This window comes from Virgibacillus subterraneus (assembly GCF_900110695.1).
GTDB lineage: Bacteria > Bacillota > Bacilli > Bacillales > Amphibacillaceae > Lentibacillus > Lentibacillus subterraneus.
In genome coordinates, this window is the sequence record NZ_FOEH01000002.1 from 105,070 (window position 1) to 130,106 (window position 25,037).

At 36.2% G+C, this 25,037-nt stretch carries 26 protein-coding genes and 1 other annotated feature; of the genes, 18 read left to right on the top strand and 8 right to left on the bottom strand.

Annotated elements, in window-relative coordinates:
* Positions 1 to 41: 41 nt before the first annotated feature.
* From BMY13_RS06935 to BMY13_RS06995, 13 genes are all read left to right on the top strand, one after another.
* A complete protein-coding gene (locus tag BMY13_RS06935; protein WP_092503572.1) occupies positions 42 to 1,073 on the top strand; it encodes a glyceraldehyde-3-phosphate dehydrogenase in 1,032 nt (343 codons plus the stop codon).
* A gap of 162 nt (positions 1,074 to 1,235) precedes the next feature.
* On the top strand, positions 1,236 to 1,616 hold the full coding sequence (gene speD / locus BMY13_RS06940) for an adenosylmethionine decarboxylase (RefSeq protein WP_092503574.1): 381 nt from the start codon (positions 1,236 to 1,238) through the stop codon (positions 1,614 to 1,616).
* Positions 1,617 to 1,852: 236 nt separating this feature from the next.
* Positions 1,853 to 2,248 (top strand): cytosolic protein, encoded by a 396-nt coding sequence (locus tag BMY13_RS06945; protein WP_092492355.1) that lies wholly within the window; start codon positions 1,853 to 1,855, stop codon positions 2,246 to 2,248.
* Between the two features lie 24 nt (positions 2,249 to 2,272).
* Entirely contained in the window at positions 2,273 to 2,740 is a 468-nt protein-coding gene (gene nrdR, locus BMY13_RS06950; RefSeq protein WP_092503576.1) for a transcriptional regulator NrdR, read from the top strand.
* A gap of 46 nt (positions 2,741 to 2,786) precedes the next feature.
* The gene (locus BMY13_RS06955) at positions 2,787 to 4,127 is read left to right on the top strand and encodes a replication initiation and membrane attachment family protein (RefSeq protein ID WP_092503578.1); all 1,341 of its coding nucleotides are present in this window, start codon (positions 2,787 to 2,789) and stop codon (positions 4,125 to 4,127) included.
* An 11-nt stretch (positions 4,128 to 4,138) separates the two neighbouring features.
* The gene (gene dnaI, locus BMY13_RS06960; protein ID WP_092492358.1) at positions 4,139 to 5,071 is read left to right on the top strand and encodes a primosomal protein DnaI; all 933 of its coding nucleotides are present in this window, start codon (positions 4,139 to 4,141) and stop codon (positions 5,069 to 5,071) included.
* A gap of 490 nt (positions 5,072 to 5,561) precedes the next feature.
* Positions 5,562 to 6,410 carry a putative sporulation protein YtxC gene (ytxC, locus tag BMY13_RS06965; protein WP_092503580.1) on the top strand — a complete coding sequence of 283 codons (849 nt, stop codon included), beginning with the start codon at positions 5,562 to 5,564 and terminating at the stop codon, positions 6,408 to 6,410.
* 597 nt (positions 6,411 to 7,007) lie between these two features.
* Complete coding sequence (gene thrS / locus BMY13_RS06970; protein WP_092503582.1) at positions 7,008 to 8,954, top strand: threonine--tRNA ligase; 1,947 nt, start codon at positions 7,008 to 7,010, stop codon at positions 8,952 to 8,954.
* A 133-nt stretch (positions 8,955 to 9,087) separates the two neighbouring features.
* Positions 9,088 to 9,214, top strand: a sequence feature (ribosomal protein L20 leader region).
* 63 nt (positions 9,215 to 9,277) lie between these two features.
* Positions 9,278 to 9,781 carry a translation initiation factor IF-3 gene (gene infC, locus BMY13_RS06975; protein WP_139180779.1) on the top strand — a complete coding sequence of 168 codons (504 nt, stop codon included), beginning with the start codon at positions 9,278 to 9,280 and terminating at the stop codon, positions 9,779 to 9,781.
* Positions 9,782 to 9,802: 21 nt separating this feature from the next.
* Positions 9,803 to 10,000, top strand: coding sequence for a 50S ribosomal protein L35 (gene rpmI, locus BMY13_RS06980; protein ID WP_092492362.1), 198 nt, complete (start codon positions 9,803 to 9,805; stop codon positions 9,998 to 10,000).
* Positions 10,001 to 10,066: 66 nt separating this feature from the next.
* Positions 10,067 to 10,423 carry a 50S ribosomal protein L20 gene (gene rplT / locus BMY13_RS06985; protein WP_092492363.1) on the top strand — a complete coding sequence of 119 codons (357 nt, stop codon included), beginning with the start codon at positions 10,067 to 10,069 and terminating at the stop codon, positions 10,421 to 10,423.
* Between the two features lie 67 nt (positions 10,424 to 10,490).
* Entirely contained in the window at positions 10,491 to 10,760 is a 270-nt protein-coding gene (locus BMY13_RS06990) for a DUF1294 domain-containing protein (protein ID WP_092492364.1), read from the top strand.
* Between the two features lie 80 nt (positions 10,761 to 10,840).
* Positions 10,841 to 11,416: a TVP38/TMEM64 family protein gene (locus BMY13_RS06995; RefSeq protein ID WP_092503584.1), complete on the top strand. Its 576-nt coding sequence runs from the start codon at positions 10,841 to 10,843 to the stop codon at positions 11,414 to 11,416.
* 91 nt (positions 11,417 to 11,507) lie between these two features.
* Here BMY13_RS06995 and BMY13_RS07000 read toward each other — a convergent pair whose 3' ends face one another.
* Complete coding sequence (locus BMY13_RS07000) at positions 11,508 to 11,903, bottom strand: TIGR02328 family protein (RefSeq protein ID WP_092503586.1); 396 nt, start codon at positions 11,901 to 11,903, stop codon at positions 11,508 to 11,510.
* A gap of 16 nt (positions 11,904 to 11,919) precedes the next feature.
* On the bottom strand, positions 11,920 to 12,312 hold the full coding sequence (locus BMY13_RS07005) for a sigma-w pathway protein ysdB (RefSeq protein WP_092492367.1): 393 nt from the start codon (positions 12,310 to 12,312) through the stop codon (positions 11,920 to 11,922).
* 137 nt (positions 12,313 to 12,449) lie between these two features.
* Here BMY13_RS07005 and BMY13_RS07010 point away from each other — a divergent pair, with 137 nt between their 5' ends.
* Positions 12,450 to 12,935, top strand: a complete 486-nt coding sequence (locus BMY13_RS07010; protein ID WP_092503588.1) for a dUTP diphosphatase — start codon at positions 12,450 to 12,452, stop codon at positions 12,933 to 12,935.
* A gap of 75 nt (positions 12,936 to 13,010) precedes the next feature.
* Complete coding sequence (locus BMY13_RS07015) at positions 13,011 to 14,096, top strand: M42 family metallopeptidase (protein WP_092503590.1); 1,086 nt, start codon at positions 13,011 to 13,013, stop codon at positions 14,094 to 14,096.
* A 120-nt stretch (positions 14,097 to 14,216) separates the two neighbouring features.
* Here BMY13_RS07015 and BMY13_RS07020 read toward each other — a convergent pair whose 3' ends face one another.
* The 6 genes from BMY13_RS07020 to sspI all read right to left on the bottom strand — a co-directional run bounded on the left by BMY13_RS07020 (position 14,217) and on the right by sspI (position 19,945).
* The gene (locus BMY13_RS07020; protein ID WP_092503592.1) at positions 14,217 to 14,831 is read right to left on the bottom strand and encodes a lytic transglycosylase domain-containing protein; all 615 of its coding nucleotides are present in this window, start codon (positions 14,829 to 14,831) and stop codon (positions 14,217 to 14,219) included.
* A gap of 74 nt (positions 14,832 to 14,905) precedes the next feature.
* Positions 14,906 to 15,577 (bottom strand): ABC transporter ATP-binding protein, encoded by a 672-nt coding sequence (locus BMY13_RS07025; protein ID WP_092503594.1) that lies wholly within the window; start codon positions 15,575 to 15,577, stop codon positions 14,906 to 14,908.
* Positions 15,570 to 16,688: an ABC transporter permease gene (locus tag BMY13_RS07030; RefSeq protein ID WP_092503596.1), complete on the bottom strand. Its 1,119-nt coding sequence runs from the start codon at positions 16,686 to 16,688 to the stop codon at positions 15,570 to 15,572. The genes BMY13_RS07025 and BMY13_RS07030 overlap by 8 nt, the downstream gene beginning before the upstream one ends.
* A complete protein-coding gene (locus BMY13_RS07035) occupies positions 16,685 to 17,905 on the bottom strand; it encodes an ABC transporter permease (protein ID WP_092503598.1) in 1,221 nt (406 codons plus the stop codon). The genes BMY13_RS07030 and BMY13_RS07035 overlap by 4 nt, the downstream gene beginning before the upstream one ends.
* Before the next feature lie 18 nt (positions 17,906 to 17,923).
* A complete protein-coding gene (locus BMY13_RS07040; RefSeq protein WP_092503600.1) occupies positions 17,924 to 19,501 on the bottom strand; it encodes a flagellar basal body-associated FliL family protein in 1,578 nt (525 codons plus the stop codon).
* Positions 19,502 to 19,723: 222 nt separating this feature from the next.
* Positions 19,724 to 19,945 carry a small acid-soluble spore protein SspI gene (gene sspI / locus BMY13_RS07045; RefSeq protein ID WP_092492375.1) on the bottom strand — a complete coding sequence of 74 codons (222 nt, stop codon included), beginning with the start codon at positions 19,943 to 19,945 and terminating at the stop codon, positions 19,724 to 19,726.
* A 103-nt stretch (positions 19,946 to 20,048) separates the two neighbouring features.
* Here sspI and BMY13_RS07050 point away from each other — a divergent pair, with 103 nt between their 5' ends.
* The 3 genes from BMY13_RS07050 to pheT all read left to right on the top strand — a co-directional run bounded on the left by BMY13_RS07050 (position 20,049) and on the right by pheT (position 24,594).
* Positions 20,049 to 20,786: a TrmH family RNA methyltransferase gene (locus BMY13_RS07050; protein ID WP_092503602.1), complete on the top strand. Its 738-nt coding sequence runs from the start codon at positions 20,049 to 20,051 to the stop codon at positions 20,784 to 20,786.
* Positions 20,787 to 21,118: 332 nt separating this feature from the next.
* Complete coding sequence (gene pheS, locus BMY13_RS07055; RefSeq protein ID WP_092492377.1) at positions 21,119 to 22,168, top strand: phenylalanine--tRNA ligase subunit alpha; 1,050 nt, start codon at positions 21,119 to 21,121, stop codon at positions 22,166 to 22,168.
* Positions 22,168 to 24,594, top strand: coding sequence for a phenylalanine--tRNA ligase subunit beta (pheT, locus tag BMY13_RS07060; protein WP_092503604.1), 2,427 nt, complete (start codon positions 22,168 to 22,170; stop codon positions 24,592 to 24,594). The genes pheS and pheT overlap by 1 nt, the downstream gene beginning before the upstream one ends.
* The last annotated feature ends 443 nt before the right edge of the window (positions 24,595 to 25,037 follow it).

Here is a 25,037-nt window from a genome sequence, read left to right on the forward strand (position 1 = left end):
TAAAAAACTAAAAGAGTATAACATATATAGGAGGACTACAAATGAGTAAAACCCGAATTGCAATTAACGGATTTGGACGAATTGGACGCATGGTCTTTCGTCAAGCTATTAAAGATAATCAGATAGAGGTTGTCGCAGTAAATGCAAGTTATCCTCCAGAAACACTTGCACATTTGATAAAGTATGATAGTGTTCATGGTATTTTTGACAGAGAAGTGAAAGCGCTTCATGGAAGTTTGGAAGTTGATGGGAAGAAAATTTCTTTAACAAGTGCACGTGAACCCGGGAAATTACCGTGGAAAGAATTTGATATCGATGTAGTTGTAGAAGCAACAGGAAAATTTAAAACAAAAGAAGATGCTGGTTTACATTTACAGGCAGGAGCCAAGAAGGTTGTCATAACGGCACCTGGAAAACATGTTGACAAAACAATTGTAATGGGTGTGAATGAGACCACATATAATCCAGAACAGGATAACGTGATCTCCAATGCCTCATGCACGACTAATTGTCTTGCACCAGTAGTGAAGGTATTAGATGATAACTTTTCAATTATAAACGGCTTAATGACAACTGTTCATGCGTTTACGAATGATCAACAGAATTTAGATAATCCGCACAAAGATTTACGACGGGCTAGAGGTTGTACACAATCAATTATTCCTACCTCAACAGGAGCTGCTAAGGCTTTAGGCGAAGTAATACCTAACATGAATGGTAAGCTGCATGGTATGGCCCTGCGAGTACCAACACCTAATGTTTCATTAATAGACTTGGTTATTGATGTAAAAGAGTCCGTATCAATTGAAGAGGTTAATAGCGTATTCAAAAAAGCTGCTGAGAATGAGCTTGCAGGAATTATAAAATATAGTGATGAACCACTTGTTTCAATTGATTACACGTCATCGGAGTATTCTGCAATTATAGATGGACTATCAACGATGGTTATGGAAGATAACAAGATTAAGGTGTTGGCTTGGTATGATAATGAATGGGGTTACTCAGAACGAGTCATAGATCTCACCAAATATGTTGGGAATAATATCAATAAACTAGAAATGAAAATTTCTTAAAATATTGCAAGTACATTAAAATAAGTTTATAATTTCTCATGACTTCTATATTAAATGATACCTGCTTAAAGGGTTAGAATCTTATTGGACTAACTTCCCTCAGTAGCGGAATTATAGCTGCAGATAGAAGATACTCAACTTATATTAAGGTGGAATCTTTAAATGGATACAATGGGAAGACATGTTATTGCTGAATTATGGGAGTGTAGTATAGATACTTTAAATAATATTAGTCAAATCAAGCAAATTTTTGTTGATGCAGCTTTAGAGGCTGGAGCAGAAATACGCGAAGTAGCTTTCCATAAATTTTCACCACATGGGGTTAGTGGGGTAGTTATTATTGCAGAATCACATTTAACAGTCCACAGCTTTCCTGAGCATGGCTATGCAAGTATTGATGTTTATACATGCAGTAATACAATTGATCCAAATGTAGCTGTTGAATATATTATAAAGGCATTAGAGGCAAAAACATTTGAACAGGTTGAAGTTAAACGAGGTAAGGGACCTGTTAAGGTAAAACCATTTCAAAAAATGTTATAAATAGTATGGACAGAAGGGGTTGACCAGAATAATTGGTTAATCCTTTTTTCGTGGTTAAGATACTATAAATACTTTCTTAATGCATAAGTGCAACTAAGGTTTTCACCATTAAGGCTAGACGATAAGCCAAGTTTTCTATAATTAGTCGATTTACAAAAAACATGTTAAAATAAATAGATATATAGTGTACGATAAGAAGTTATACATATGTATTATTTTCAGATGGGGTGTACGAAATGTCGTTCAGACAAAAAACTGCGAAATATTTTAGTAATCATGCTGAAACTAGTGAGAATCATATTGATCCGACGCTCCAAACACATTACTATAAAACAACAAGAGACAAAGGGTTAAGTTTGTTGGAAAATCATTTTAATAATAACGAAAGCTATCACATCAATGCTATTTCCAAAGGTCACGGTGAAATTAGTGCCACTATTATCAAAGGAAAAAAAGCCTTTGTTGTTGCAACTGTGATAATGGTTAGACCTTATCAGACAGCTATTGATTTCTCAGTTACAACAGAGTCAGTATTACCGTTTGATTTAGGTTATAGTACAAAAATTATCCAGCAACTATATCAACAGGTAAATAAAGAGCTACCTATAATTAATAATACGAATAGGCGGTAGCAGAAATGAATGGGGTTGAACGACATGAGATGTTCAAATTGCCACTATAAAAGTACAAAAGTCTTGGATTCACGGCCAATTGAAGAGGCTCGTTCGATCCGCAGACGCAGAGAATGTGAAAAGTGCGGATTTCGTTTCACAACATTTGAACGGATTGAAGAGGTCCCGTTAATTGTTGTGAAGAAAGATGGTACAAGACAGGAATATAGCCGAGAAAAATTAATACGAGGATTAATAAAAGCATGTGAAAAACGTCCAGTTCCTCTTGAAAAAATTGAAGAACTTGCCATCGATGTTGAAAAGGAATTGCGTAATACTGGTGTATCAGAAATTGATAGTAAAGAAATAGGTGAAATGGTTATGGATCGACTTTCAGAAGTTGATGAAGTAGCTTATGTTCGATTTGCATCAGTTTATCGACAGTTTAAGGATTTAACTGTATTTTTGGATGAATTAAAAGACTTAATTAAAACAGATAAGAATAATACTTGAAAAACCAATTCAGTATCATGTTTGGAACAAAGAAAGGGTTAGAGTAATGAATCATATAGGAAAAATTTTGCCAGTCGAAGGCTATCGTGTTTTGTTTAAAGGAAATTTGCCAGTTGATTATGCAAAGTCGTTAACTCACTTGTACCAACCTTTAATTGGTATTCAAGCATATTCATTATATCAAACCCTAATGAACGAACTTGAATTTCAGCATGGATCATTAGTCCAAACACACCATACAATAATGAACTATATGAATTTACCATTAGATGATATTTATCGGGCAAGGTTAAAACTTGAGGGCATTGGACTGCTTAAAACATATAAGAATCAAACAGATGAACAAATTTCATATATATATGAGTTACAAAGTCCGTTTTCACCAGCAAATTTTTTTACGGATGAAATGCTGGCTCAATTACTATATCATCATGTTGGTGAAAATAAATTTGAATTACTGAAGGAACACTATACCCAACATGAAAAAAGAGAAGGAGCTAACATAACGGCCTCCTTCAGTGAAGTCTTCAAAACGTTTCAACCCTATCTAGAAGGGATGGAAGTGGCTGAAGATCAACATGAATCGGTTACAGATACTGCTGCAATTGATTTCACCTGGATGGAACAAATGCTGAAACAGCGTATGATCCCAGCAAATAGAGTGTTGACTCCGGCAAACAGGAAATTAATTTCCCAAATGATGACTTTATATGATTTAGCAACATATGAAGTAGAAAAATCTGTGTTATGGGCGTTGACTGATGAAAATTCACTTAATCGTAATGAGTTTAAAGAAGCTTGTCATGACTTATTTAAGAACAAACACAATCAAATAAATATTAAGCTTACTGAAAAAGAAGCACATCCAATAAATGAACCGGTTAGTAACCCAACTACGAAAGAAGAGCAGCTTATCATCGAATTGGAAAAAATATCACCAAAACAGCTACTTGAAGATTTATCAAGTGGTGGTCAGGCATCTGCCCAGGATATGAAGGTGATTCGTGAAGTTATGACAACCCAAGGACTGCCTTCTCCAGTGATGAATGTACTTATCCACTATGTTTTGCTGCAATCAAATATGAAGCTATCAAGAGCGTATCTAGAAAAGATAGCAAGTCATTGGTCACGTGCTAATCTGAAGACAGCAAAAGAAGCTATGGCATTCGCAAAGAGTGAGAAGGACCGATATCAAAAAGGAAAAGCAAATAAACCAAACTATAAAAAGCCTCAGTCTAATGAGGTTGTTCCTGAATGGTTTAAAGAACGGAAAAAGAAGAAGCAGCAGGCAAATTCAACTCAAGATAATACAGATTCACAACAAGAATGGGAAGAAACAGCAACACTATTGCGAAAGTACTCTAAAAAGAAGAATAATCATTTATAAGGATGATAAAAATGAAGCCGGTACAATCGGAATTAAAAAAATGGATGCAAGAAAATAAAAATTTTAAAGAAAACTATATACGAATCAAACAGGAAGTTTTAAATGACCCTGAAATAAAAGAATTTTTGTCATATCATCCAACATTGCCGGAAAAAGAAGTTGAAAAAAATCTGATAAAGCTATATGAATATAAATCCCAATCTAAGCAGTGTGATAAATGTAAATCCTTTGAACAATGTCAAAATATGCTACAAGGATATTCACCTGTATTACATGTTAAAGATAATGAGATTCATCTATCATATGAAAAGTGTCACCTTCGACTGGATCATGAAAAACAACAGCAACAGCAGCAGTTAATCGAGAGTTTGTATATGCCAAAGGAAATATTAAATGCAGCTATAGACGATATCGATCATGATACTGAAAGAGGTAGTGGGATCAGGCAGTTACTCCTCTTTTTAGAACAAACGAAATCAGGGCTCCCTTCAAAAGGTATTTACTTTTACGGACCGTTTGGTGTTGGAAAAACATACCTGCTTGGGGCGCTGGCAAACGCATTAAAAGAATATAATATATCATCCATGTTAATTTATATGCCAGAATTTGTTCGTGAAATAAAAAGTTCAATTAAAGATGATTCGATAAATGAAAAGATAAATTACTTTAAAAAAGCGGATGTGCTAATGCTGGATGATATTGGTGCTGAAACACAATCAGCCTGGTTTCGAGACGAGATACTAGGGTCTATTTTACAATATCGCATGATGGAAAAGCTGCCAGTGTTTTTCACATCCAATTACAGTTTGGAACATTTGGAAGAGCAGCTTGGCAGATCCAATCGTGGCGGTGTTGAAACAGTAAAAGCAGGGCGAATTATTGAGCGTATTAAACAAGTAAGTAAAGAAATTCCGCTGTCAGGAGAAAACCGCCGGGATGTTTAGAATATCATTAAACTAGCATGAAAGATTATGTTCTTTTACGCTAGTTTTTTTATTGTCTAGCGTACTATAAAATTTAGGTGCTACAGATAACTGGACTTCACCCATCAGCGCCTAGTGAACTCCCCCTCCCTGTGTCGTACCACATGACCTTCAGTGCGGCAGCTTACGAATTTCTTCCTTTTCGCTTTCTGAGCATAAGATTCACTTTGACTCTCGCTATTAAGGATTGGCATTAAGCCATTTTTCTAATGAGTACTTCTTATAACCACTATCGAATCTAGACGGGCATGTGGTGTCATTAAAATAAAATATATTTTTTATAACACTTTTTAAGTTTTAGATTCGATTATAATAGTGAAGAAGAAAGGATATATTTCAGGTACTTGCTTCCAGTTGTTTACTAACTTTACTAGTTTCATGGGTTTATACATTTTTTCACATGTATGTCCATATAATGTAACAGTTTGGTTCTTGGGTGAGGGTGATGTATTTGCTGGAAGTTTATTTTGAATCGGATAAAGAAGTGATTAGTTTTTGTGAGCATTTATTTCAGTATAATAAGCAGATTGAATTGCATTGGAAAACAAGTGAGGAATGGGGGAATCATTTAATACTTGATTATCAGGTACCTGGTAATGAGACAATGGAATCCATAGCGAAATCAATGGTTGAGGTATTTGTAACACATCGACTTACAAACATGATAAACGGAATAATTAAAGACTATTATTACTATACAAACATGGATGAAATAGAACGCATATTAGATATAACTCACTGGATATTCTCAGGTGATGATGCTGACAGTGTTAATGTTAGGAAAAACAAAGATCCAAGTCAATTATTGCAGTCGTTATTTATAGCCAATATTAAAAACACTGAAACAATTCATTTTGATTCAGTTGTTAAATTTCAGTTCAAGGTATTTAAAGACCAGCTTATATACTTTGTTGGGTTGGCAATAGATGAGTTTAAACGAGAAGAAGATCATCAAGCGTTTGTTGATATGCTGCGGGAATACATTGTTAAAAGGGAACCGTCCTACAATACAGTCCATATAATGCAGGGCAACCAATTTTCTTTTTATAAAACGAACGGAAAACGGTTTACAAAGCTCGAACTAAGAATGCTCATGCAAAAAGAGCCACTTTATATTGTGGGATTGGATGCTGACGAGTTGAATTTAGCACCATTAATAGCGATGGCACCGAAGAAAATAAAAATTTATGGCGACCATCCTTCTGAACCAAAAACATTAACTGTAATTAATGTTTTTCAGGAAAGAGTTGAATTTCAGCCAGTTAGCAGCTTCCCATTTCAATATTATTTTAAAAAATAATTATTAAAGCTTGATTTTATTGTCAGCAGAAGCTATAATACGACTTATATATAATTTTAACGAATCTAAAAGTAATGATAAGGACAAGATCATTTGGTTTTTGGATAGATAAGAGAAGGGAGTCACCGGCTGAAAACTTCCGTACCCATGCAAATGATTACCACCTTTAAACTCTGCTATTGAACTTAAGTAAATAGTGGCGTACAATCTGCGTTAAAGATTTATGAGCCGCAGAAACTGCGGGAAATAGGGTGGAACCACGATGTTACCAACGCTCGTCCCTTTGCTTAAATGCAGAGGGATGGGCGTTTTTAATTTTGGCTATTTTCTAAGAGTTTGTTGTTGATTTGAAAACTTGGCATCCACCAGGACTCCTCGCCTGTTCATTCTTAACGATATCCAGTTGTGTGTCAGAGAAACTCACTAACTGTTACTAATTCAGCGGAGTGTATTTCCAGAGCGATATCCTAGCACTTAAGCATTTTTTACATTACGTCGTATTTTATATCGAACTGCGAAGCTAAGAGCAACAAAACTTATTAAAAGAGCCTTATTTTTAGAGATATTCAAATAGAAAACACAGAAGGAGTGTTACTAATGGCTGAGATTACAATAACTTTCCCAGATGGTGCAAACAAACAATTTCCCCAAGGGACAACTGGCGAAGAAATTGCGAGTTCTATTTCGTCAGGATTAAAAAAACAAGCACTGGCGATTAAATTGGATGGAGAATTATATGATCTGCGACGTAAGCTTCAACAAGGCGGTATGATTGAGGTTGTTACATATAAGAGTGATGATGGGATAGACATCATGCGTCACTCAACAGCACATTTATTGGCACAAGCTGTTACACGGTTATATGAAAATGTCAATTTTGGGGTAGGTCCTGTAATTGAAGAAGGGTTTTATTATGATATAGATATGGAACAATCCTTAACTCCTGAGGACCTTACAAAGATTGAAAAAGAAATGAAGCGAATTGTTGATGAAAACCTTGAAATAGAACGAGTTGAAGTTTCAAGGGATGAAGCAAAGCGAATGTTTAAGGAAATTGGCGACGACCTTAAACTTGAGTTAATTGATGCTATCCCTGAGGATGAACAAGTAACAATATACAAGCAGGGAGAGTTTTTTGATTTATGCCGGGGAATTCATGTACCATCAACAAGTAAAATAAAAGCATTTAAACTACTAAGCATCTCTGGAGCATACTGGCGCGGTGATAGCAATAATCAGCAGCTGCAGCGCATTTATGGAACAGCTTTTGAAAAGCAAGGACAGCTTGACGAGCACTTACGTATTCTGGAAGAAAGAAAAGAGCGTGACCATCGTAAACTTGGCAAAGAGCTTGAAATCTTTACGGTGTCCCAAAAAGTTGGACAAGGGCTGCCATTATGGCTGCCAAAAGGAGCAACAATTCGCCGTATTATTGAGCGTTATATTGTTGATTTAGAAGAACGTTTAGGTTATGACCATGTGTATACACCAGTACTCGGAAGTGTTGATTTATATAAAACAAGCGGGCACTGGGATCACTACCAAGATGATATGTTTCCAACAATGGAAATGGACAATGAAGATTTAGTTTTGCGTCCAATGAACTGTCCACATCATATGATGGTTTATAAAAATCAATTATACAGCTATCGTAATCTGCCAGTCAGAATTGCTGAACTGGGTACGATGCACCGTCATGAAATGTCTGGTGCATTGGCCGGGCTACAGCGAGTTCGTGCAATGACATTGAATGATGCACATATCTTTGCTCGTCCAGACCAGTTAAAGGCTGAATTTATTCGTGTTGTAGAGCTTGTGCAAAAAGTATACGAAGATTTTGGAATTAATGATTATTACTTCCGCCTTTCTTACCGCGACCCTGAGGATAAAGAGAAATACATTGACAATGATGAAATGTGGGAAAAAGCACAGGCGATGCTCAAAGAAACTATGGAAGAAATGAATGTTGATTATGTTGAAGCGGAAGGAGAAGCTGCATTCTATGGTCCGAAGCTTGATGTGCAAGTAAAAACAGCTTTAGGAAAAGATGAAACACTGTCCACTGTTCAGCTTGATTATCAGTTACCTGAACGGTTCGATTTGACATATATAGGTGAGGATGGAAATGAACATCGCCCAGTTGTTATTCACCGTGGTGTTGTATCAACAATGGAAAGATTTGTTGCTTTCCTAATAGAAGAATATAAAGGAGCGTTTCCAACTTGGCTTGCACCAGTACAAGTGAAAGTCATTCCGGTCTCACCTCAGGTCCACATGGATTATGCAAAAAAAGTGGAAGAAAAGTTACGGTTCCAAGGTATCCGTGTTTCAGTTGATGAACGTGATGAAAAAATAGGCTACAAAATAAGAGAAGCACAAACACAGAAAATTCCCTTTGCCTTAGTTCTTGGAGATAATGAAATTGATGAAAATGCAGTTAATTTCCGTCGTTATGGTGAGAAACAGTCTGAGACTATTGCTTATGATAAATTTGAAATATTAATTAACGATGAAATAGCAAGCAAAGAACTGCGCAGAAAATAAGTTAATTTCCGGATACACCTAAGTATAGTAAAATTATAATAAATTATATTTAAGCTTGTAATTTCTATATTATCGATTTGACAGAGAAGAAAATACATGCTATTCTATTAAAGTTGAATAAAATTAAATGATCTGAGACAAGTAGAAGCACCCGCTTCTCACCTGTTTGACGCATTCGTGCAGTTGACTGGTTTTGAACTCTTTTAATAGACTAATGGAGACGTGTGGGTGCAATATTGTACCTACACGTTTTTTAATTCACTTGTCAATAACGGATCTGCAACACTACAATAATTTGGAGGTGGCTGGCTATTAGCAAAGATATGAACGTTAATGAAAAAATTCGTGCTAGAGAAGTACGACTTATCGACTCAAACGGTGATCAGCTTGGAGTGAAATCACGTAATGAAGCATTGGATATCGCTCAAACAAGGAATCTTGATTTGGTTCTTGTTGCACCAAATGCAAAACCACCCGTTTGTCGAATCATGGATTTTGGTAAATATCGTTTTGAACAGCAAAAGAAAGAAAAAGAAGCACGTAAAAAGCAAAAAGTTATCAATGTAAAAGAAGTGCGCTTTACACCAGGGATTGGAGAGCATGATTTTAATACAAAATTAAAAAATGCTAGAAAATTCCTTGATAAAGGCGATAAGGTAAAAGCATCCGTTCGTTTCCGCGGACGTGCGATTACACACAAGGAGCTTGGTCGGGAAGTTCTTGACCGCTTTGCAGAAGAAGTAAAAGATATTGCGACAATCGAATCCAAACCGAAAATGGAAGGTCGTAGCATGTTCATGATGCTTGCTCCAGTAACTGAAAAATAACAACTCAAGGAGGAACTCAATATGCCTAAAATGAAAACCCATAAAGGTTCTCAAAAACGTTTCAGCAAAACTGGTTCAGGAAAGCTAAAACGTTCACACGCTTATACAAGTCATATGTTCGCCCATAAATCCCAAAAGCAAAAACGTAAACTACGTAAATCTACAGTTGTTTCTGCTGGTGATTTCAGACGAATTAAAACAATGCTTCCGTACAAATAAGCATTGAGGCATCGGATCGCAAAAAGACATTACACTATTTTTTATTTGTATTAGGAGGGAATTAATATGCCACGTGTAAAAGGTGGAACAGTTACGCGCAGACGTCGTAAACGCGTACTAAAGTTAGCTAAAGGTTATTATGGTTCAAAGAGAGCTTTATTTAAAACAGCAAAACAACAAGTTATGAAATCAGGTCAATATGCATATCGTGATCGCAGACAGAAGAAACGTGACTTCCGTAAACTATGGATTACTCGTATTAATGCTGCTGCACGTATGAATGATATTTCATACAGCAAATTAATGCATGGATTGAAATTAGCTGGAATTGATGTTAACCGTAAAATGCTGTCAGATATTGCAATCAATGACGAAAAAGGTTTTGCAGAATTAGCTGAAAAAGCTAAATCAGCTACTAAGTAGCAGATAATCATAAACGCCAAATCTAGACGAACTGGATTTGGCGTTTTTATATATTAGAGGTGAAAAGATGAATGAATTAAATCTCATTATCCTATTTCTTATTGGTGTAAATGCGATGGCTTTTATTTTAATGGGAATAGATAAGCAGAAGGCAATCAGACATAAATATCGGATACCTGAACGTACGTTTTGGGGACTAGCGATTTTAGGTGGAGCAGTTGGTGCGTTTTTAGGGATGAAGCGTTATCGGCATAAAACGAAGCATCGCTTATTTACCTTAGGAATGCCATCGTTAATTGTCATTCACATTATTCTAATAGTGTATTTAACATATTAGATGTCATAAAGGCTCGTCTCTTGTCATATACATGTACTAATATGATTACCAAGTGCATGCTCTCATGAAGGAGGTTGGGTATGGAGCTGTTTGGCAATTATTTACTAGCATTCATTGAAACAGGTGGATTGTTTGCCCCTTTTTTATTTATAAGTTGCCATTTATTAAGGCCATTATTTTTTCTTCCTGTTGTATTTATATGTATATCGGGTGGAATTCTTTTTGGAGCTGTTGCAGGAACGCTTTATTCAGTTATTGGCATTACGTTGTCCAGTATCATTTTTTACGGAGTAATTCGCTGGATGCCAAAAACATTTAACAAGCTAGTAAACCTGAAACGAAAAATAATTGGCAGTAACTCCAAGTTCACTACATCCCAAATTGCCATACTACGACTCGTGCCGTTCATCCATTTTCATTTGTTATCATTATGCTTAATAGAAATATCCGCAAATTTTAAGGATTACACCAAATCATCATTATTATCAAACATTCCATTAGCATTCGTATATACATCTGTTGGCAAATGGATATCAAATTTATCCCCAATGTATATCCTCGTATTCTTAGTAACATTATTGCCACTACTCTACACTTTAAGAAGAAAAGAAATTATTATAAAATGGAACGATTTTTTTCAAGTAAGTACACAATGAGAATTATGAAATCGTTCAAGAGTTTGGTCTGTCACAGGCCAAATTAAATGTAAAATAGCTCACCATTTGCAGATACTGCTACATTTGTGAGCTATTTTACATTTAATTTAATATTGATTCCTTTTTTTTGCAGATTATCAAGACATTCATTAAGATATTCTTCATTGTGTTCTGGGTATATTTTTCCTTTATCGGTTTGATCATCTTTAAATGTAATAGATTCAAGGTTAGGATGTCTCTCAGCGGATTTTCCGCGATAAGTTGGTTCTTCCCAGAGTGGCTGAACATTATACCCTCTGTGTTTCATCTCATGAATTATTTTTAAATGATATTGAAATAGCTTATATGGCGAATATTTAAAAATGTAGTTAACTGTAGAGTGTGGCTTTCCCCAGCCATTCCCTCTTAGTGCACAACATTCACGATGCTGCCCGAGTAATTGTTGACTAGGAAGGAGTGGGATGAGTTTTTCATGCCATAATCGCATAAGAATTATACACCTTCTATTCAATAATTGTTAAAAGCAATTTATTTATAGGATGCTTCCATTCAATTTTTGCATGTGGATATCGAATTAATAATTCTTTTTCAATGAAATAGAGGTCATCTCTCGTAATCCCACCTAATTCACCGGGATCACGTGCAAACACGCTAATATTCACAACTTCAAATGAATCCTCTGTTGTGCCAAGATATTTTTCGCCTTCAAATAAGCAGTTTTTATAGACAAACTGAATATTTTTCTTACTATTAGTCGGTTCATCTACAATATAGAAATCGTCTTTAGCTTTGGCAATTTGCATCTTTCGTTCCGGATTACGATAATATTGATATACCGTATAGACGAGGAGAGCGAGTGCTATGAGGATAAGTATTCGAAACAAAATAACGATCATATCAAACCGTCTCCCTATTAATTGATAGTATCTTGTACGTTTTGAGATAGTATCAGGTTTCACTATTTATAATAATTTCATGTTACAATCGACAAAAAGAGAAAAGAGAAAAGAGAAAAGAGAAAAGAGGAATAGACATGGACTGGTCAGAATTATACACGATGCAAAAACAATTGGACAACTATATTGAATCACAGCATGATTTAACAGGCAAAGATATTTTTGAAGAAAAACACTTGGCTTTACTTGTTGAATTAGGAGAACTTGCCAATGAAACACGGTGCTTTAAATTCTGGAGTAAAAAACCAAGAAACGAAGATGCTATAATCTTGGAAGAATACGTTGATGGAATACATTTTATTTTATCACTAGGTTTGGAAAAAGGGTATGAGTATACATCAACAAGAACTGGAAATTCCTCTGGGAGTGAAACAGAACAATTTAATCATGTTTTTAATGCATGTGTATTATTTAAACAACAGCCTACACAAGCAAACTATGAAGTTCTTTTTGAAAAATACTTGCAGCTAGGGGAGTTACTAGGTTTTGATGAAAAAGCAGTGCAGAACGCATATTTAAAAAAGAATGAAATTAATTATGAGCGGCAGAACCAGGGTTATTAGGTTGGAATCATTTTGTTATTTCTGAAATTACAGTTATAATGAAATAGGATAACAATGAAGGAGGATTCTTTACATATGGCCAAATTAGATAAAACAAATAAAATGTTAAAAGATTTAACAGATGCAAAAGGAATTCCAGGTAATGAAAAAGAAGCAAGAGAAGTGATGGAGAAGTATATTACACCATATGCTGATAAAGTTTACACTGATAATTTAGGCAGCTTGATTGCGGAGAAAACTGGTGATTCGAACGGTCCTAAAATCATGGTTGCTGGTCATTTAGACGAAGTTGGATTTATGGTTACCCGTATTGATGATAATGGCTTTGTATATTTTCAAACAATTGGTGGCTGGTGGAGCCAGGTTATGCTTGCGCAACGTGTGACCCTTATGACATCAAAAGGTGATGTAACAGGAGTAATTGGTTCAAAGCCACCACATATCCTTTCGGCTGAAGCACGTAAGAAGCCAATTGAAATTAAGGACATGTTTATCGATATTGGAGCATCAAGTAAAGAAGAGGCGCAGAAATTTGGTGTACGTCCTGGTGATTCAGTTGTACCTTATTTCGAATTTACGCAGTTAAAAAATGATAAGATGCTGTTAGCAAAAGCATGGGATAATAGAATTGGCTGTGCAATTGCAATTGAGGTATTAAAACAATTAAAAGATGAAAAGCATCCTAATGTTGTTTATGGGGTAGGAACAATCCAGGAAGAAGTTGGTTTACGTGGTGCGCGTACATCTGCACATGCTATAAAACCGGATATTGGTTTTGGTGTCGACGTTGGTATTGCTGGGGATACACCTGGTGTTTCTGACAAAGATGCGGACAGCAAGCTTGGAGAAGGACCACAGATTCTTTTATATGATGCATCGATGATTTCTCATAAAGGTGTACGTGAATTTGTCGTTGATACAGCGGATGAAAACAACATTCCGTACCAATTTGCAACAATCGCTGGTGGGGGGACCGATTCTGGCTCTATACATTTAACAGCTAATGGAGTTCCATCCCTATCGATTACGGTGGCAACACGCTACATTCATTCACACGCTGCTATCCTACATCGTGATGATTTTGAAAATGCAGTAAAATTAATTGTTGAAACAATTAAAAAATTAGACAACGATAAAGTGAAGGAAATAGTTTTAGGTTAAGGCTGTTTTCTAGAAAACGTGGCTGTTAAAATCTACCCATGAAGATGGAAAAACAAGAAACTTAACTAAAAGAACCTGGTATAAAGGAAAAAGCTGAGGAGAGACCACTCCTCAGCTTTTTTATACAGTGTAGGAATTCATTACTTTTTTTACATAGTTTTGTGTTTCGTCAAACGGTGGAATACCTTGGTGTTTATCTACATTCCCCGGTCCTGCATTATAGGCGGCAAGAGCCACTTCGATATTTCCGTTGTATCGGTCAAGCATCTGACTTAAATATTTCGTTCCACCTTCGATATTCTGTTTGGGGTCATATGGATTGGTGACGCCCAGCCCTCTTGCAGTAGCGGGCATTAATTGCATTAAACCTTGCGCACCAGCACCACTTTTGGCATTTGCATTATAATTTGATTCGGCTTTTATGACGGAGTGAATCAGGTTTGGATCTATTCCATATTTTTCGGCAGTCCTGGAAATATACGAATCAAATATTACAGGTGAAGTAGCATTCTTTACTGTTAATGGGGAAGTGTTTTTAGGTGGCATTAATGGCTGAGTCTGCATGTTCCCCTGCATAAAGTTATTGTTATTGGTGGTTCCATTGTTTATTTGCTGCTGCAACAACTGTTTAAACGCTAGGTCAATCATAGGGGAGTTAGTTGAGCCGTTCCTGGAAGACGTTAATACTGACATAGCCTGTTGTTGAATTAATGATTGCAAACTTCGAATATCCATAATTATATTCCCCCCAAATTAATTACATTAAGTGTATAACTTTATCCAAATTATCACAATAACACAATACCCCTTTATAACATTATCGGCTCTTTCCCATAATCCTGTAATACTTGATGATAAAAAGGGTCGTTTCCAATACAATATATTCGTTCACATAAGCTATTGATCTCGTCCATGTCATGTGATGTATAAATAATCATTTTACCGTGATTCTTTGCAAGCTCATATAAGTATGATCCGATTTCTTTGCGTGATTTCAGATCAATTCCTACGGTAGGCTCATCTAAAATTAATAGCATTGGTTCATGTATTAAACTTATCGCTAAATTTAATTTCCGTTTCATTCCGCCTGAAAGAGTCTTAACGGCTTCATCCCATTTTTCGAGTTTCATATCTCTGCAAAGCTGTCTCAGCTCACCTTTACTTTTATTTTTCCATGATAGTTTCTCGAAGAAAACCATATTTTCTTTAACCGTGAATTCTTCCCATAATGCAATATCCTGTGCAACAAAACCGATTTTTTTACGAAGCTGCTTTTTGTTTTTGTGATAGGCTTCATTATATAATGAAATAAAACCCGAAGTTGGCTGGGATAACGTTGCCAGGATTTGCAGCATGGTTGATTTGCCTGCACCATTTTCACCTACAAGTCCAATAATTTCTCCTGGTTTAGCAGTGAATGTAACCGAATTTAGTATTTGTTTTTTTCCATATACCTTTGATAGGGACTGGACATTAAGCATTGTATTTCTCCTTTCTAACAAGCCAGACAATCGCAAAGAGAATTACCACAAGAGACCATAGACTTATAAATTCTCCGTTCAGTAACGGTAGAATTGGATTAAACAAATCGAACCACGCCCAATTCGCGATTACTCCTGAGGGGAGAACTGCACCACTGCTAATAGTGACAAAAAGTGTTATTCCAAATGACATAGAATAATATAAAAATGTCGTTTTAAAAAGATGTGCAAGTAAAAAAGCAGCCAGACTAATTAAAATCCGGTAAATAATTAAATTAAGAATGCTATTCCACTCTCCAAATGCAAAATACAGCGTAATAACGGTGAGAAGATCGACAATAAAAAACAGGACACTATAAAGTATAAAATTCTGTAATAGATATGATTTTAATGTCCAACGAGTGAATGCAAAGCGTATTCTCGTGTTCGATTGTTTTTCTTTAATTACCCAGTCAAACAGTAGCAGCGTTGAAAGCATAATGCATATCGCCCATAATCCCCATATGGATAACAATGCTGTATCTTTACTTGTTTTTACGGGTGCCGCATTGAATGAAAAAGATGTTGTGAGAAGGTTCTCGTCCTGCTCAATTTGGTTACTTCTAGTAACAATCTCTTCATAACTCCATTCTTGCTTCCCTCCGTGCTGCTGTATAAGCTCTTTAACAACGAATGCAGCTTTTGATTTTCCGGCTTCCTGCTGTACATAGGATAAAACTATTTCCTTAACTGGTGAATAGGCAAACGACAGGTCGGACTGATAGCTGGTGATTAATTGATTACGACTATTTTCAAGAATTTTTTCCTCAAAGCCATGATGAATAATAAATACACTATCTAATTCATGTTTTCTTAATTGATAAAGTGCCTCATCTTCAGACAGTTCCTTTATTCTGGCAAAAGGTATTGTTTTAATCTCCTGTACCAATTCATTAGATGCATTTGTTTCTTCCTCCAGGACGATACCAACTGGAACTTTTGAATCTTCCTGTAAAACATCAGTAACTGTTATGACACCTATTGTTGCTATAAGTGGGAATAAAAGCCAAAATACCAGGCTTGTAAATTGTTTTTTCCAATGCATGAAGCGTGTTGCCAGGATACTGTTCATGGATTAACACGCTCCTTCCACATCGATATCCCTAACATTAGAAGCGCACTTGCTGCCGTCAGAAGTGTAAGTGGTACATAATCAGCGTAAGATCTGCCGTTTATAATTACTTCCTGAAGCCAGTGAAAGCTTTCACCGGAGAAACTGTATGGTAAAAGTGCTTGTACATATAATGGAAAGTAGAGAGTGGGTATAATTGCTCCGCTTACTAATAATGATAAAAATGAAAATAATGATTGTGTAAGCAAACGTACTTTTTGGCCACTGATTACCGTTTCCAGAAAAGCTAACCCGAATAGGAATGCAATGTTATAAAGGCTTATTATGATCGCTATGCGTAAATAATCTTCACCGAATAAAGTGATTTCCATTAAATTAGTCAATATGAACAATGTGATACCCGCACAGATGAATGTTACTATGTAAGTGGATAATATTTTTGCAAATACCTGTCTTATTTGAGTTACCCCATATAGTCGCATCCGATCCATAATGCGATATTCTTCATCTTTTGTGAAAAATGAGTAAAATGCCAGCAGCCAGATTGTGATAATCGTAAACCAGCCTGCAAGCCCATAATAGTGAACGGGTGAATTGGTTGCGTTATTAGTAATTTTTTCCTCATCTATGATCTTATCTTTACCTACTGTATATACTAAAAAGTTAGTAAATTGGTTAAATAGCATATCCTGGCGTGTTTCATCGTCAATGGATAACTGTTTGGCATAGTAGTTTATTGTTAGTATATTTGCCTGTGATGCACGAATGTGCCGTGCAATACTATCAAGCAATTCTTTCACAACATAACTCTCTGTTCGTTTATTTGGATTACCTGTGATATTTAATGATACTTGATTTCCATTATATAAACTTTCAGTAAAGCCTTCAGGGAAGGTTACATAGGCACTTAACTGATTCTCAATTTGATCGGTTGCCTGCTTTTTTGTCATCTTCTTAATTTGTATGTAACTTCCTAATTGTGATGATTCATCAATCATGTCTAAAACCATTTCAGTTTCTTCTGATTTATCCAAATCGACTAATCCTACATTAATGGGTTTCTGTTCCTCAGGTGTAACAATGGAAACTGCTATGACAGCAATTAGCGATACGAGAATTATAGGAAACAGTAAAAGCAGAGGAAGTGTTAACCACTTCCTCTGCAATTGCTTAATATTATAATTGGTAAATAAAAATAGATGTTTTATGAAATACATACATCCACTTCCATTTCATTAAAAGCCATTTAGATTCCCGCCAGTTCCCATTAATCCGAAGATCCATTGCTGGAATTGAGGCGTAACTTCCATTTCGATGTATTGATCTAATTCATCCATACTCATGTTCCCGATGTTCTTAACTTCCTTTTCGCTATCTAATTCAACCGAATTAATTAGCTTTGCACTTTTTTCGATGTGGAGACCAATCATATCCGGCCCAATATTTGGCGCTTCAACCGAAAAGTCGTGTTCAGATGACATTTGATCATTGTTATAGGAAGCGTTGCCAGACCATGTTAGACTACCACTATCTCTGGCGTCACTATACGAAAATACCCGTTCAAATTCTCTGTTGCCATCTTGTAATGTTCCAGTACCATCATATGATAGTTCTGTTTCACCAAATGAAAGTTTAATAGAATCAGAAACCTTATCGCTAGTTGTCTCCAAATCTCCTGCAAGTATCATGTTGTGACTACCATCCTGATCAGTTGCTTCAAATTCGTAATCGAAGGTTTGGTTTTGGTCCTGGAGTAGTTGCGTTCCATTTACAGATAAAGTGACCAGTTCCTCGTTTGTTGGACCAAGTTTTATAGAGAAATCCCGTTTTACAATTAGTTTGTCTTTCACCCATATCGTCGATTGAATACCATCTGGAATTTTAAATTCATTTAAATTTTCCTGAGCATCCTTTATAGCTGTTTCAAACTCTCCAATAAATTGATCAATTTGTTTTTGAACATCAGGTGTAAAGCTTGATGATGTTATACCTGCACCAAACTGTTGAACACCAATCTGCTCACTGATAATTTCTTTTAGTCTTTCATCATTTTCCATTTTTTTAAGTACTGTATTCAAAAGTTCTTTTGTTTGTTTTTCGGAAAGATGCATGGTGATTTTCTGCGTATCCATAGCATTCGAGTTAACGTTAACTGTTTCATCTGTTACTTCAAATGCCTTATCAGGCAAATTGTCATAAACCATCTCCAAGTATTCTTCCTGGATATATTTCTGGTCTTCTTTGTTAAGAACCCCAGTTGATCCTTCAAAAAAAGCATTGAAATCAAGCTTCTCGTCTCCAGTATACGTGTTTGGATCAACTTCTTTTAATAACTTACCAAAGTCATCACCATTTAACTGAACTAATTCTTCGAGAAACGGCAAACCTAACATGATCTGATCCTCTGTCAGATAAAAATTAATATCTCCAACTTCAAGTGCTCCCATGTTTGCTTTTATGTCGGATGCCATATGCTTCTTATTTTTATCAATGGCAGTAGTTATGGTAAGAGTTGCATTGTTAATAAATTGGGCTGGACCCATACCACCGAAACCACTCATTGTATTTGGATCATTATATTCACCGGAAAACTCCAGTGTTGTCTCTGTGGGATTTTCCTCACTTTGTTCATACCAGCTTAATTCCGGCTGATAACGTGCTTCTGCTTCATCTGCAAGAAATTCTGCTGAATCTTTCTCAGCTAGAAAATATTGCTGTTTGGCAGACAAATCAAGCAAAACATAAGCTGCAATACTTCCGCCAACTAAAAGAACAGCGACAATTGAAATTACTATAACTTTTTTTGAGCTCATTTATATTCTCCTCTCCCCCTATGTACAGCCTCTATTAATATATGTATTATTTTTAGCAGATAAGAATGTATAAATTCTTTCTTACTGCATAAGTGCAACTAAGGCTTATCTATATTAAGGCTTGGCGACAAGCCAAGTTTTCTAATATAAGTTTACCATAAAAACAGATAAATGTAGTTATTAACCATAAAAAAACGGATGCTTGTTTGCATCCGTTTTGATTTAACTTGTAGTTGCTTGTTGTACTCCTTGTTCGAGTGCGTCAATCATTTCTTGCTTATCTTCTTCATTCGATTGATTCCAAATCAATTCAAAAATAACCCCTAAACCTGGCAGCATTTTTTCTTCACCATCTTGAATTGCATCAACGATGGTTGCTTCTAATTGTTCTTGATTATTTGATGCAATATTGGATAATATGGCTTTTCTTAAATTCAAATCCATAGAAAACACCTCTCACAATTATTTTAACTATAGATAGTTTGACCAGTATAGTATAAAATATGTATGATAATACAGAAATATATTGGAGTGGAATTAAAAATTTATGATTACTTCGGTACAAAATGAAAAAGTAAAACAATGGAATAAATTGCATAAACGTAAAGGTCGTACTAAATCAGGAACTTTTTTTATTGAAGGGTTTCATTTGGTTGAAGAAGCCCACAAGAGTGAATGGGAAATTGTCGAGATTATCGTTCAAAAAGATACACACTATCCAGATTGGTTCGATGATTATATGGTTACCGTAGTAGGTGAAAAGGTCCTTCAGTATATTGCTCGTACGGAGACACCTCAGGGAGTATCTGCAATTATAAAAATGAAAGAACCGAAAGCAATAATGGGGAATTCTATCTTATTAATCGATTCGATTCAGGATCCAGGTAATTTAGGTACGGTAATCAGAACAGCGGATGCAGCAGGGTTCGATGCTGTGATGCTGGGTGATAATACGGTTGATATGTATAATGATAAGGTTATCCGTTCTACACAGGGTTCACTATTTCACTTGTCAATTTCACAGGTGAATATAAAAGAAAAAATACCACAGTTAAAGACAGAGGGATTTAGTGTATGGGCTTCCGCATTATCGAATGCACGCCAATTTAATAAACTTGAAGTGCCAGAAAAAACTGCCCTCATTATTGGAAATGAAGGTGCAGGAATTCAAAGTGAAATTGTTGATTTAGCTGACACCGTTGTAAAAATTCCAATATATGGAGAAGCGGAATCACTTAATGTAAGTGTTGCAGCAGGCATATTAATGTATTATATTAAGATGTAGAAGTTGCATATTTATCAGATGTTCATTATAATTAAATAAATTTTACAATAAAGCTAAGAAAGAGATCGTAATAGTTAGGAAGCAGTGAAAGGGAAGAGATGTCCTGGACTGAAAACATTTCTACTGTGGTAATTGTTACACTTCACTCTGGAGCTGGCACTCGGGACCTTGATTAATCAAGTAAAGGTGTACCGGATTAAAAATCCGTTATCAAGATTAAGTTGGATGCATTAAGTGTGTCAACAAGGGTGGTACCGCGAATCTATAGCCTCGTCCCTTTTTTAGGGATGGGGCTTTTTTGTATTTTAAGAAGTGTTAAAGGAGGAGTAAGTATGAAAGAGCAATTGGAGGCTATTCAAGCTGAAGCGTTGGATAATGTGAAAAAGGCAAATAATTTAAAAGAACTCCAGGATATTAAAGTAACTTATCTAGGTAAAAAAGGGTCTTTAACGTCTGTACTGCGTGGTATGGGAAAACTTTCTAAAGAAGAACGACCGGTTGTTGGCGAAATTGCCAACAAAGTCCGTGAAGCTATTACTAATGAAATTGAGCAAAAAAGTGAGATTCTGGAACAAGCAGCATTAGATGAAAAACTTCAGCATGAAGCAATTGATGTGACCTTACCTGGTCGACCAGTTCAAGTTGGTGGACCACACTTATTAACACAGATTGTAGAAGAGATTGAGGATTTATTTATTGGAATGGGTTTTGAGGTAAGAGAAGGACCGGAAGTTGAAACAGATTATTATAATTTCGAAGCGCTGAACCTTCCTAAAGGTCACCCAGCACGTGATATGCAGGATACCTTTTATATCACTAATGAATTATTGCTTCGAACACATACATCGCCTGTGCAAGCTCGAACAATGCGACAGTTCAACGGCAATCAAACTGTGAAAATGATTTGTCCAGGAAAAGTGTATCGTCGTGATACGGATGATGCAACTCACTCACACCAGTTCACCCAAATTGAAGGACTGTATGTGGATAAGAATGTTCGTATGAGTGATTTGAAGGGAATTTTAGATAAATTTGCTAAGAAAATGTTCGGCGATGATCGGAAAACTCGGCTGCGTCCAAGCTTCTTCCCGTTTACTGAACCATCTGTTGAAATGGATATTTCATGTAAAGTCTGTAACGGATCTGGCTGTTCTGTTTGTAAAAAGTCAGGCTGGATTGAGATTTTAGGCGGCGGCATGGTTCATCCTAGAGTGCTTGAAATGGCCGGTTATGATTCTAAAGAATATACAGGTTTCGCATTTGGAATGGGGCCAGAAAGAATAGCTATGCTGAAATATGGCGTTGATGATATCCGTAATTTTTATACAAATGATGTACGGTTTCTAAAACAATATCATCATGCAAAAGGAGGTACCTTGTAATGCTAGTATCATTAAACTGGTTAAAGAATTATGTGGATATAGAAAATATCTCACCTGAAGAACTTGCTGAAAAAATTACGAAAACTGGTATTGAAGTAGATGGTATTGAATATATTGCGGAAAAAAATCAAGGTGTAGTAGTTGGTAATGTTGAATCATGTGAAAAACATCCCAATGCTGATAAATTGAATCTTTGTCAGGTCGATGTAGGTGATGAGAAATTACAGATTATTTGCGGGGCACCAAATGTTGCGCAAGGTCAAAAAGTTGCAGTAGCTAAGCCTGGTGCAGTTCTGCCTGGAAACTTTAAAATTAAAAAGGTTAAACTTCGTGGAGTAGAATCAAATGGAATGATTTGTTCACTTCAGGAGCTTGGTATTGAGGAAAAATATGTGCCAAAAGATATTGCTGAAGGTATTTTTGTTTTTCCAAATGATGTATCGATAGGTGAAAGTGTTGATCCACTATTAAACTTAAATGATGCAGTATTAGAATTTGATTTAACACCCAACCGCGCTGATTGCCTGAGTATGTTAGGGGTTGCTTATGAGGTTGCAGCGATCCTGGACGAAGAAGTATCGTTACCAAGTGAAGAGGTTAAAACAAGTGAAGAAAAGGCGAAGAATTATGTTTCAGTTGAAGTGGCTGATCCTGAGTTAAATCCATATTACGGGGCATTTGTTGTTAAGGATGTAAAAATAGAACCATCCCCGTTATGGATGCGTAACGCGTTAATGGCAGCGGGTATTCGCCCTATTAATAACGTTGTGGATATTACCAACTATGTATTACTTGAATATGGACAGCCACTGCATGCATTTGATTATGATTTATTGAATTCCGGAAAAATTGTTGTAAGACGTGCGGAACAGAATGAAAAGCTTACTACACTAGATAAGGAAGAAAGAAGCTTATCAGATGACCACTTGGTTATTACAGATGGAAAAGATCCTGTTGCGATGGCTGGTGTCATGGGTGGAGCTAGTACAGAAATTAATAATGAAACTACAACTATTTTGCTGGAAGCAGCATATTTCGCACCTGGTTCTGTTCGAAAAGCAGTGAAAGATACAGGATTACGCAGTGAATCAAGCACCCGTTTTGAAAAGGGAGTAGACCCTAATCGAGTAAAAGAAGCAGGTCTTCGTGCATGTCATTTACTGGAGAAGTACGCTGGTGCAACGGTTCTGGATGATGTTGTTTCTTTTGATGAATTGGACCGTTCTGAGAAGGTTGTTGAAGTTAGTACGGCAGAGATCAATAAACGCCTTGGAACTCAAATTAGTACAAAAGAAATTGGTGTGATTTTAAGCAAGTTACAATTTCCATTCAAACTGGATAATGATCAACTGATTGTGACCATTCCAACCCGTCGTGGAGATATTTCGATTTTTGAAGATATGCTTGAGGAAGTTGCTCGTATTTACGAATATGATAACCTACCATTTACGTTACCAGAAGGTTCATCACAGGCAGGTGGTTTAACTAACAGACAGCAAATAAAGCGAGATGTTAAAGGTTACTTGCAGAGTGCAGGGTTGATGGAGACGATAACATATTCCTTAACAAGTGATGAGCAAGTGTATAAGTTATTAGATCCGGTGCAGCAGGAACAGAATCTCACCCCTGTTCAGTTGGCGATGCCGATGAGTGAGGATCATAAATATTTAAGACTAAGTATATTGCCAGGGTTGCTTCAGACATTAGCGCACAATCATGCACGAAATCAAATGAATCTGGCGTATTTTGAATTAGGAAATGTTTTTATTTCAAATGAAGCAACACCTACAAAGCAACCAGACGAAAAGCTGCGGGTTGCAGGAGCAGTTACAGGGTTATGGCTGTCTCATCAATGGCAGCAAGAGAAGAAGCAGGCAGATTTCTATCTTGTAAAAGGAATTGTGGAAGGTCTGTTTGACTTTTTAAATATACAAGTTACCTTCGAACAGGTTAAACTCCAAGACATGCACCCAGGTCGGTGTGCAACGATTCAGGTTGATAATCATGTCGTTGGATTTATCGGTCAAGTGCATCCGAAGCTTGAGAAGTCAATGGATTTAAAAGAGACATATGTTTTTGATGTTGATATGGAATCAGTATTAGCTGTTTATAAAAACACACCAGGGTATAGTCAAATTCCAAAGTATCCATCTGTTTCCAGAGATATTGCGTTTATTGTCGATGAGAACATTCGAGCAGGTGATATCCAACAAACGATAGAAGAAACTGGCGGGCCAGTGGTTAAGAATGTTCAAGTGTTTGATGTTTACAAGGGTGAGCATTTACCAGAAGGAAAAAAATCAATTGCATACAGCCTGCTTTATCAGGATCCGGATAAAACATTGAAAGACGATGAAGTCGAACAATCCTATCAGGAAATAGTCCGTACGGTTAATAATAAATTTAATGCTTACGTAAGGTCATAAGGGCGAGAGCAAAATATCAAATCTTAAGTGGTTCAGTTTTGGAGTACAAAAACACAATTTGTACCCTTAACTGAACTGCTTTTTTACTAAGGATTTTACCACCCTAACATGGGAGGTTATGATATTATGACGCAGTTTATAGATTTATTGGCAGCTATGAAAGTATCCCATATAATGCTGGCCTCTTCATCCTACCCCAATTGGTTGATATCCAGAATTTCCGGTTGATATCCCGAAATTGTGGTTGATATCCAGAATTTCCGGTTGATATATCAAAATTGTGGTTGATATCCAGTGTTTCCAGTCGTATATTATATCCGTGGTCAGGTCGTTAAGTGAGCATCATCTAAATTGCTTAGCGGCATTGGCGTTGTTAATGGTAATTTGTGAGAATCCTGGATCGATGGTTCGCCAAGTCGTGTTAGACAACAGGGAGTAAGCGC

What these genes read in the sequence shown, in the direction of transcription:
- rpmI (WP_092492362.1), top strand. Translation starts at nt 9,803, where the DNA reads ATGCCTAAAATGAAAACCCATAAAGGTTCTCAAAAACGTTTCAGCAAA.
- BMY13_RS07040 (WP_092503600.1), bottom strand. Translation starts at nt 19,501, where the DNA reads ATGAGCTCAAAAAAAGTTATAGTAATTTCAATTGTCGCTGTTCTTTTA.
- pheS (WP_092492377.1), top strand. Translation starts at nt 21,119, where the DNA reads ATGAAAGAGCAATTGGAGGCTATTCAAGCTGAAGCGTTGGATAATGTG.
- BMY13_RS06990 (WP_092492364.1), top strand. Translation starts at nt 10,491, where the DNA reads ATGAATGAATTAAATCTCATTATCCTATTTCTTATTGGTGTAAATGCG.
- BMY13_RS07030 (WP_092503596.1), bottom strand. Translation starts at nt 16,688, where the DNA reads ATGAACAGTATCCTGGCAACACGCTTCATGCATTGGAAAAAACAATTT.
- BMY13_RS07005 (WP_092492367.1), bottom strand. Translation starts at nt 12,312, where the DNA reads ATGATCGTTATTTTGTTTCGAATACTTATCCTCATAGCACTCGCTCTC.
- BMY13_RS06955 (WP_092503578.1), top strand. Translation starts at nt 2,787, where the DNA reads ATGAATCATATAGGAAAAATTTTGCCAGTCGAAGGCTATCGTGTTTTG.
- pheT (WP_092503604.1), top strand. Translation starts at nt 22,168, where the DNA reads ATGCTAGTATCATTAAACTGGTTAAAGAATTATGTGGATATAGAAAAT.
- BMY13_RS07015 (WP_092503590.1), top strand. Translation starts at nt 13,011, where the DNA reads ATGGCCAAATTAGATAAAACAAATAAAATGTTAAAAGATTTAACAGAT.
- BMY13_RS07000 (WP_092503586.1), bottom strand. Translation starts at nt 11,903, where the DNA reads ATGCGATTATGGCATGAAAAACTCATCCCACTCCTTCCTAGTCAACAA.
- speD (WP_092503574.1), top strand. Translation starts at nt 1,236, where the DNA reads ATGGATACAATGGGAAGACATGTTATTGCTGAATTATGGGAGTGTAGT.
- nrdR (WP_092503576.1), top strand. Translation starts at nt 2,273, where the DNA reads ATGAGATGTTCAAATTGCCACTATAAAAGTACAAAAGTCTTGGATTCA.
- BMY13_RS06935 (WP_092503572.1), top strand. Translation starts at nt 42, where the DNA reads ATGAGTAAAACCCGAATTGCAATTAACGGATTTGGACGAATTGGACGC.
- infC (WP_139180779.1), top strand. Translation starts at nt 9,278, where the DNA reads ATGAACGTTAATGAAAAAATTCGTGCTAGAGAAGTACGACTTATCGAC.
- BMY13_RS07050 (WP_092503602.1), top strand. Translation starts at nt 20,049, where the DNA reads ATGATTACTTCGGTACAAAATGAAAAAGTAAAACAATGGAATAAATTG.
- thrS (WP_092503582.1), top strand. Translation starts at nt 7,008, where the DNA reads ATGGCTGAGATTACAATAACTTTCCCAGATGGTGCAAACAAACAATTT.
- sspI (WP_092492375.1), bottom strand. Translation starts at nt 19,945, where the DNA reads ATGGATTTGAATTTAAGAAAAGCCATATTATCCAATATTGCATCAAAT.
- dnaI (WP_092492358.1), top strand. Translation starts at nt 4,139, where the DNA reads ATGAAGCCGGTACAATCGGAATTAAAAAAATGGATGCAAGAAAATAAA.
- BMY13_RS07020 (WP_092503592.1), bottom strand. Translation starts at nt 14,831, where the DNA reads ATGGATATTCGAAGTTTGCAATCATTAATTCAACAACAGGCTATGTCA.
- BMY13_RS07025 (WP_092503594.1), bottom strand. Translation starts at nt 15,577, where the DNA reads ATGCTTAATGTCCAGTCCCTATCAAAGGTATATGGAAAAAAACAAATA.
- rplT (WP_092492363.1), top strand. Translation starts at nt 10,067, where the DNA reads ATGCCACGTGTAAAAGGTGGAACAGTTACGCGCAGACGTCGTAAACGC.
- BMY13_RS07035 (WP_092503598.1), bottom strand. Translation starts at nt 17,905, where the DNA reads ATGTATTTCATAAAACATCTATTTTTATTTACCAATTATAATATTAAG.
- BMY13_RS06945 (WP_092492355.1), top strand. Translation starts at nt 1,853, where the DNA reads ATGTCGTTCAGACAAAAAACTGCGAAATATTTTAGTAATCATGCTGAA.
- BMY13_RS06995 (WP_092503584.1), top strand. Translation starts at nt 10,841, where the DNA reads ATGGAGCTGTTTGGCAATTATTTACTAGCATTCATTGAAACAGGTGGA.
- BMY13_RS07010 (WP_092503588.1), top strand. Translation starts at nt 12,450, where the DNA reads ATGGACTGGTCAGAATTATACACGATGCAAAAACAATTGGACAACTAT.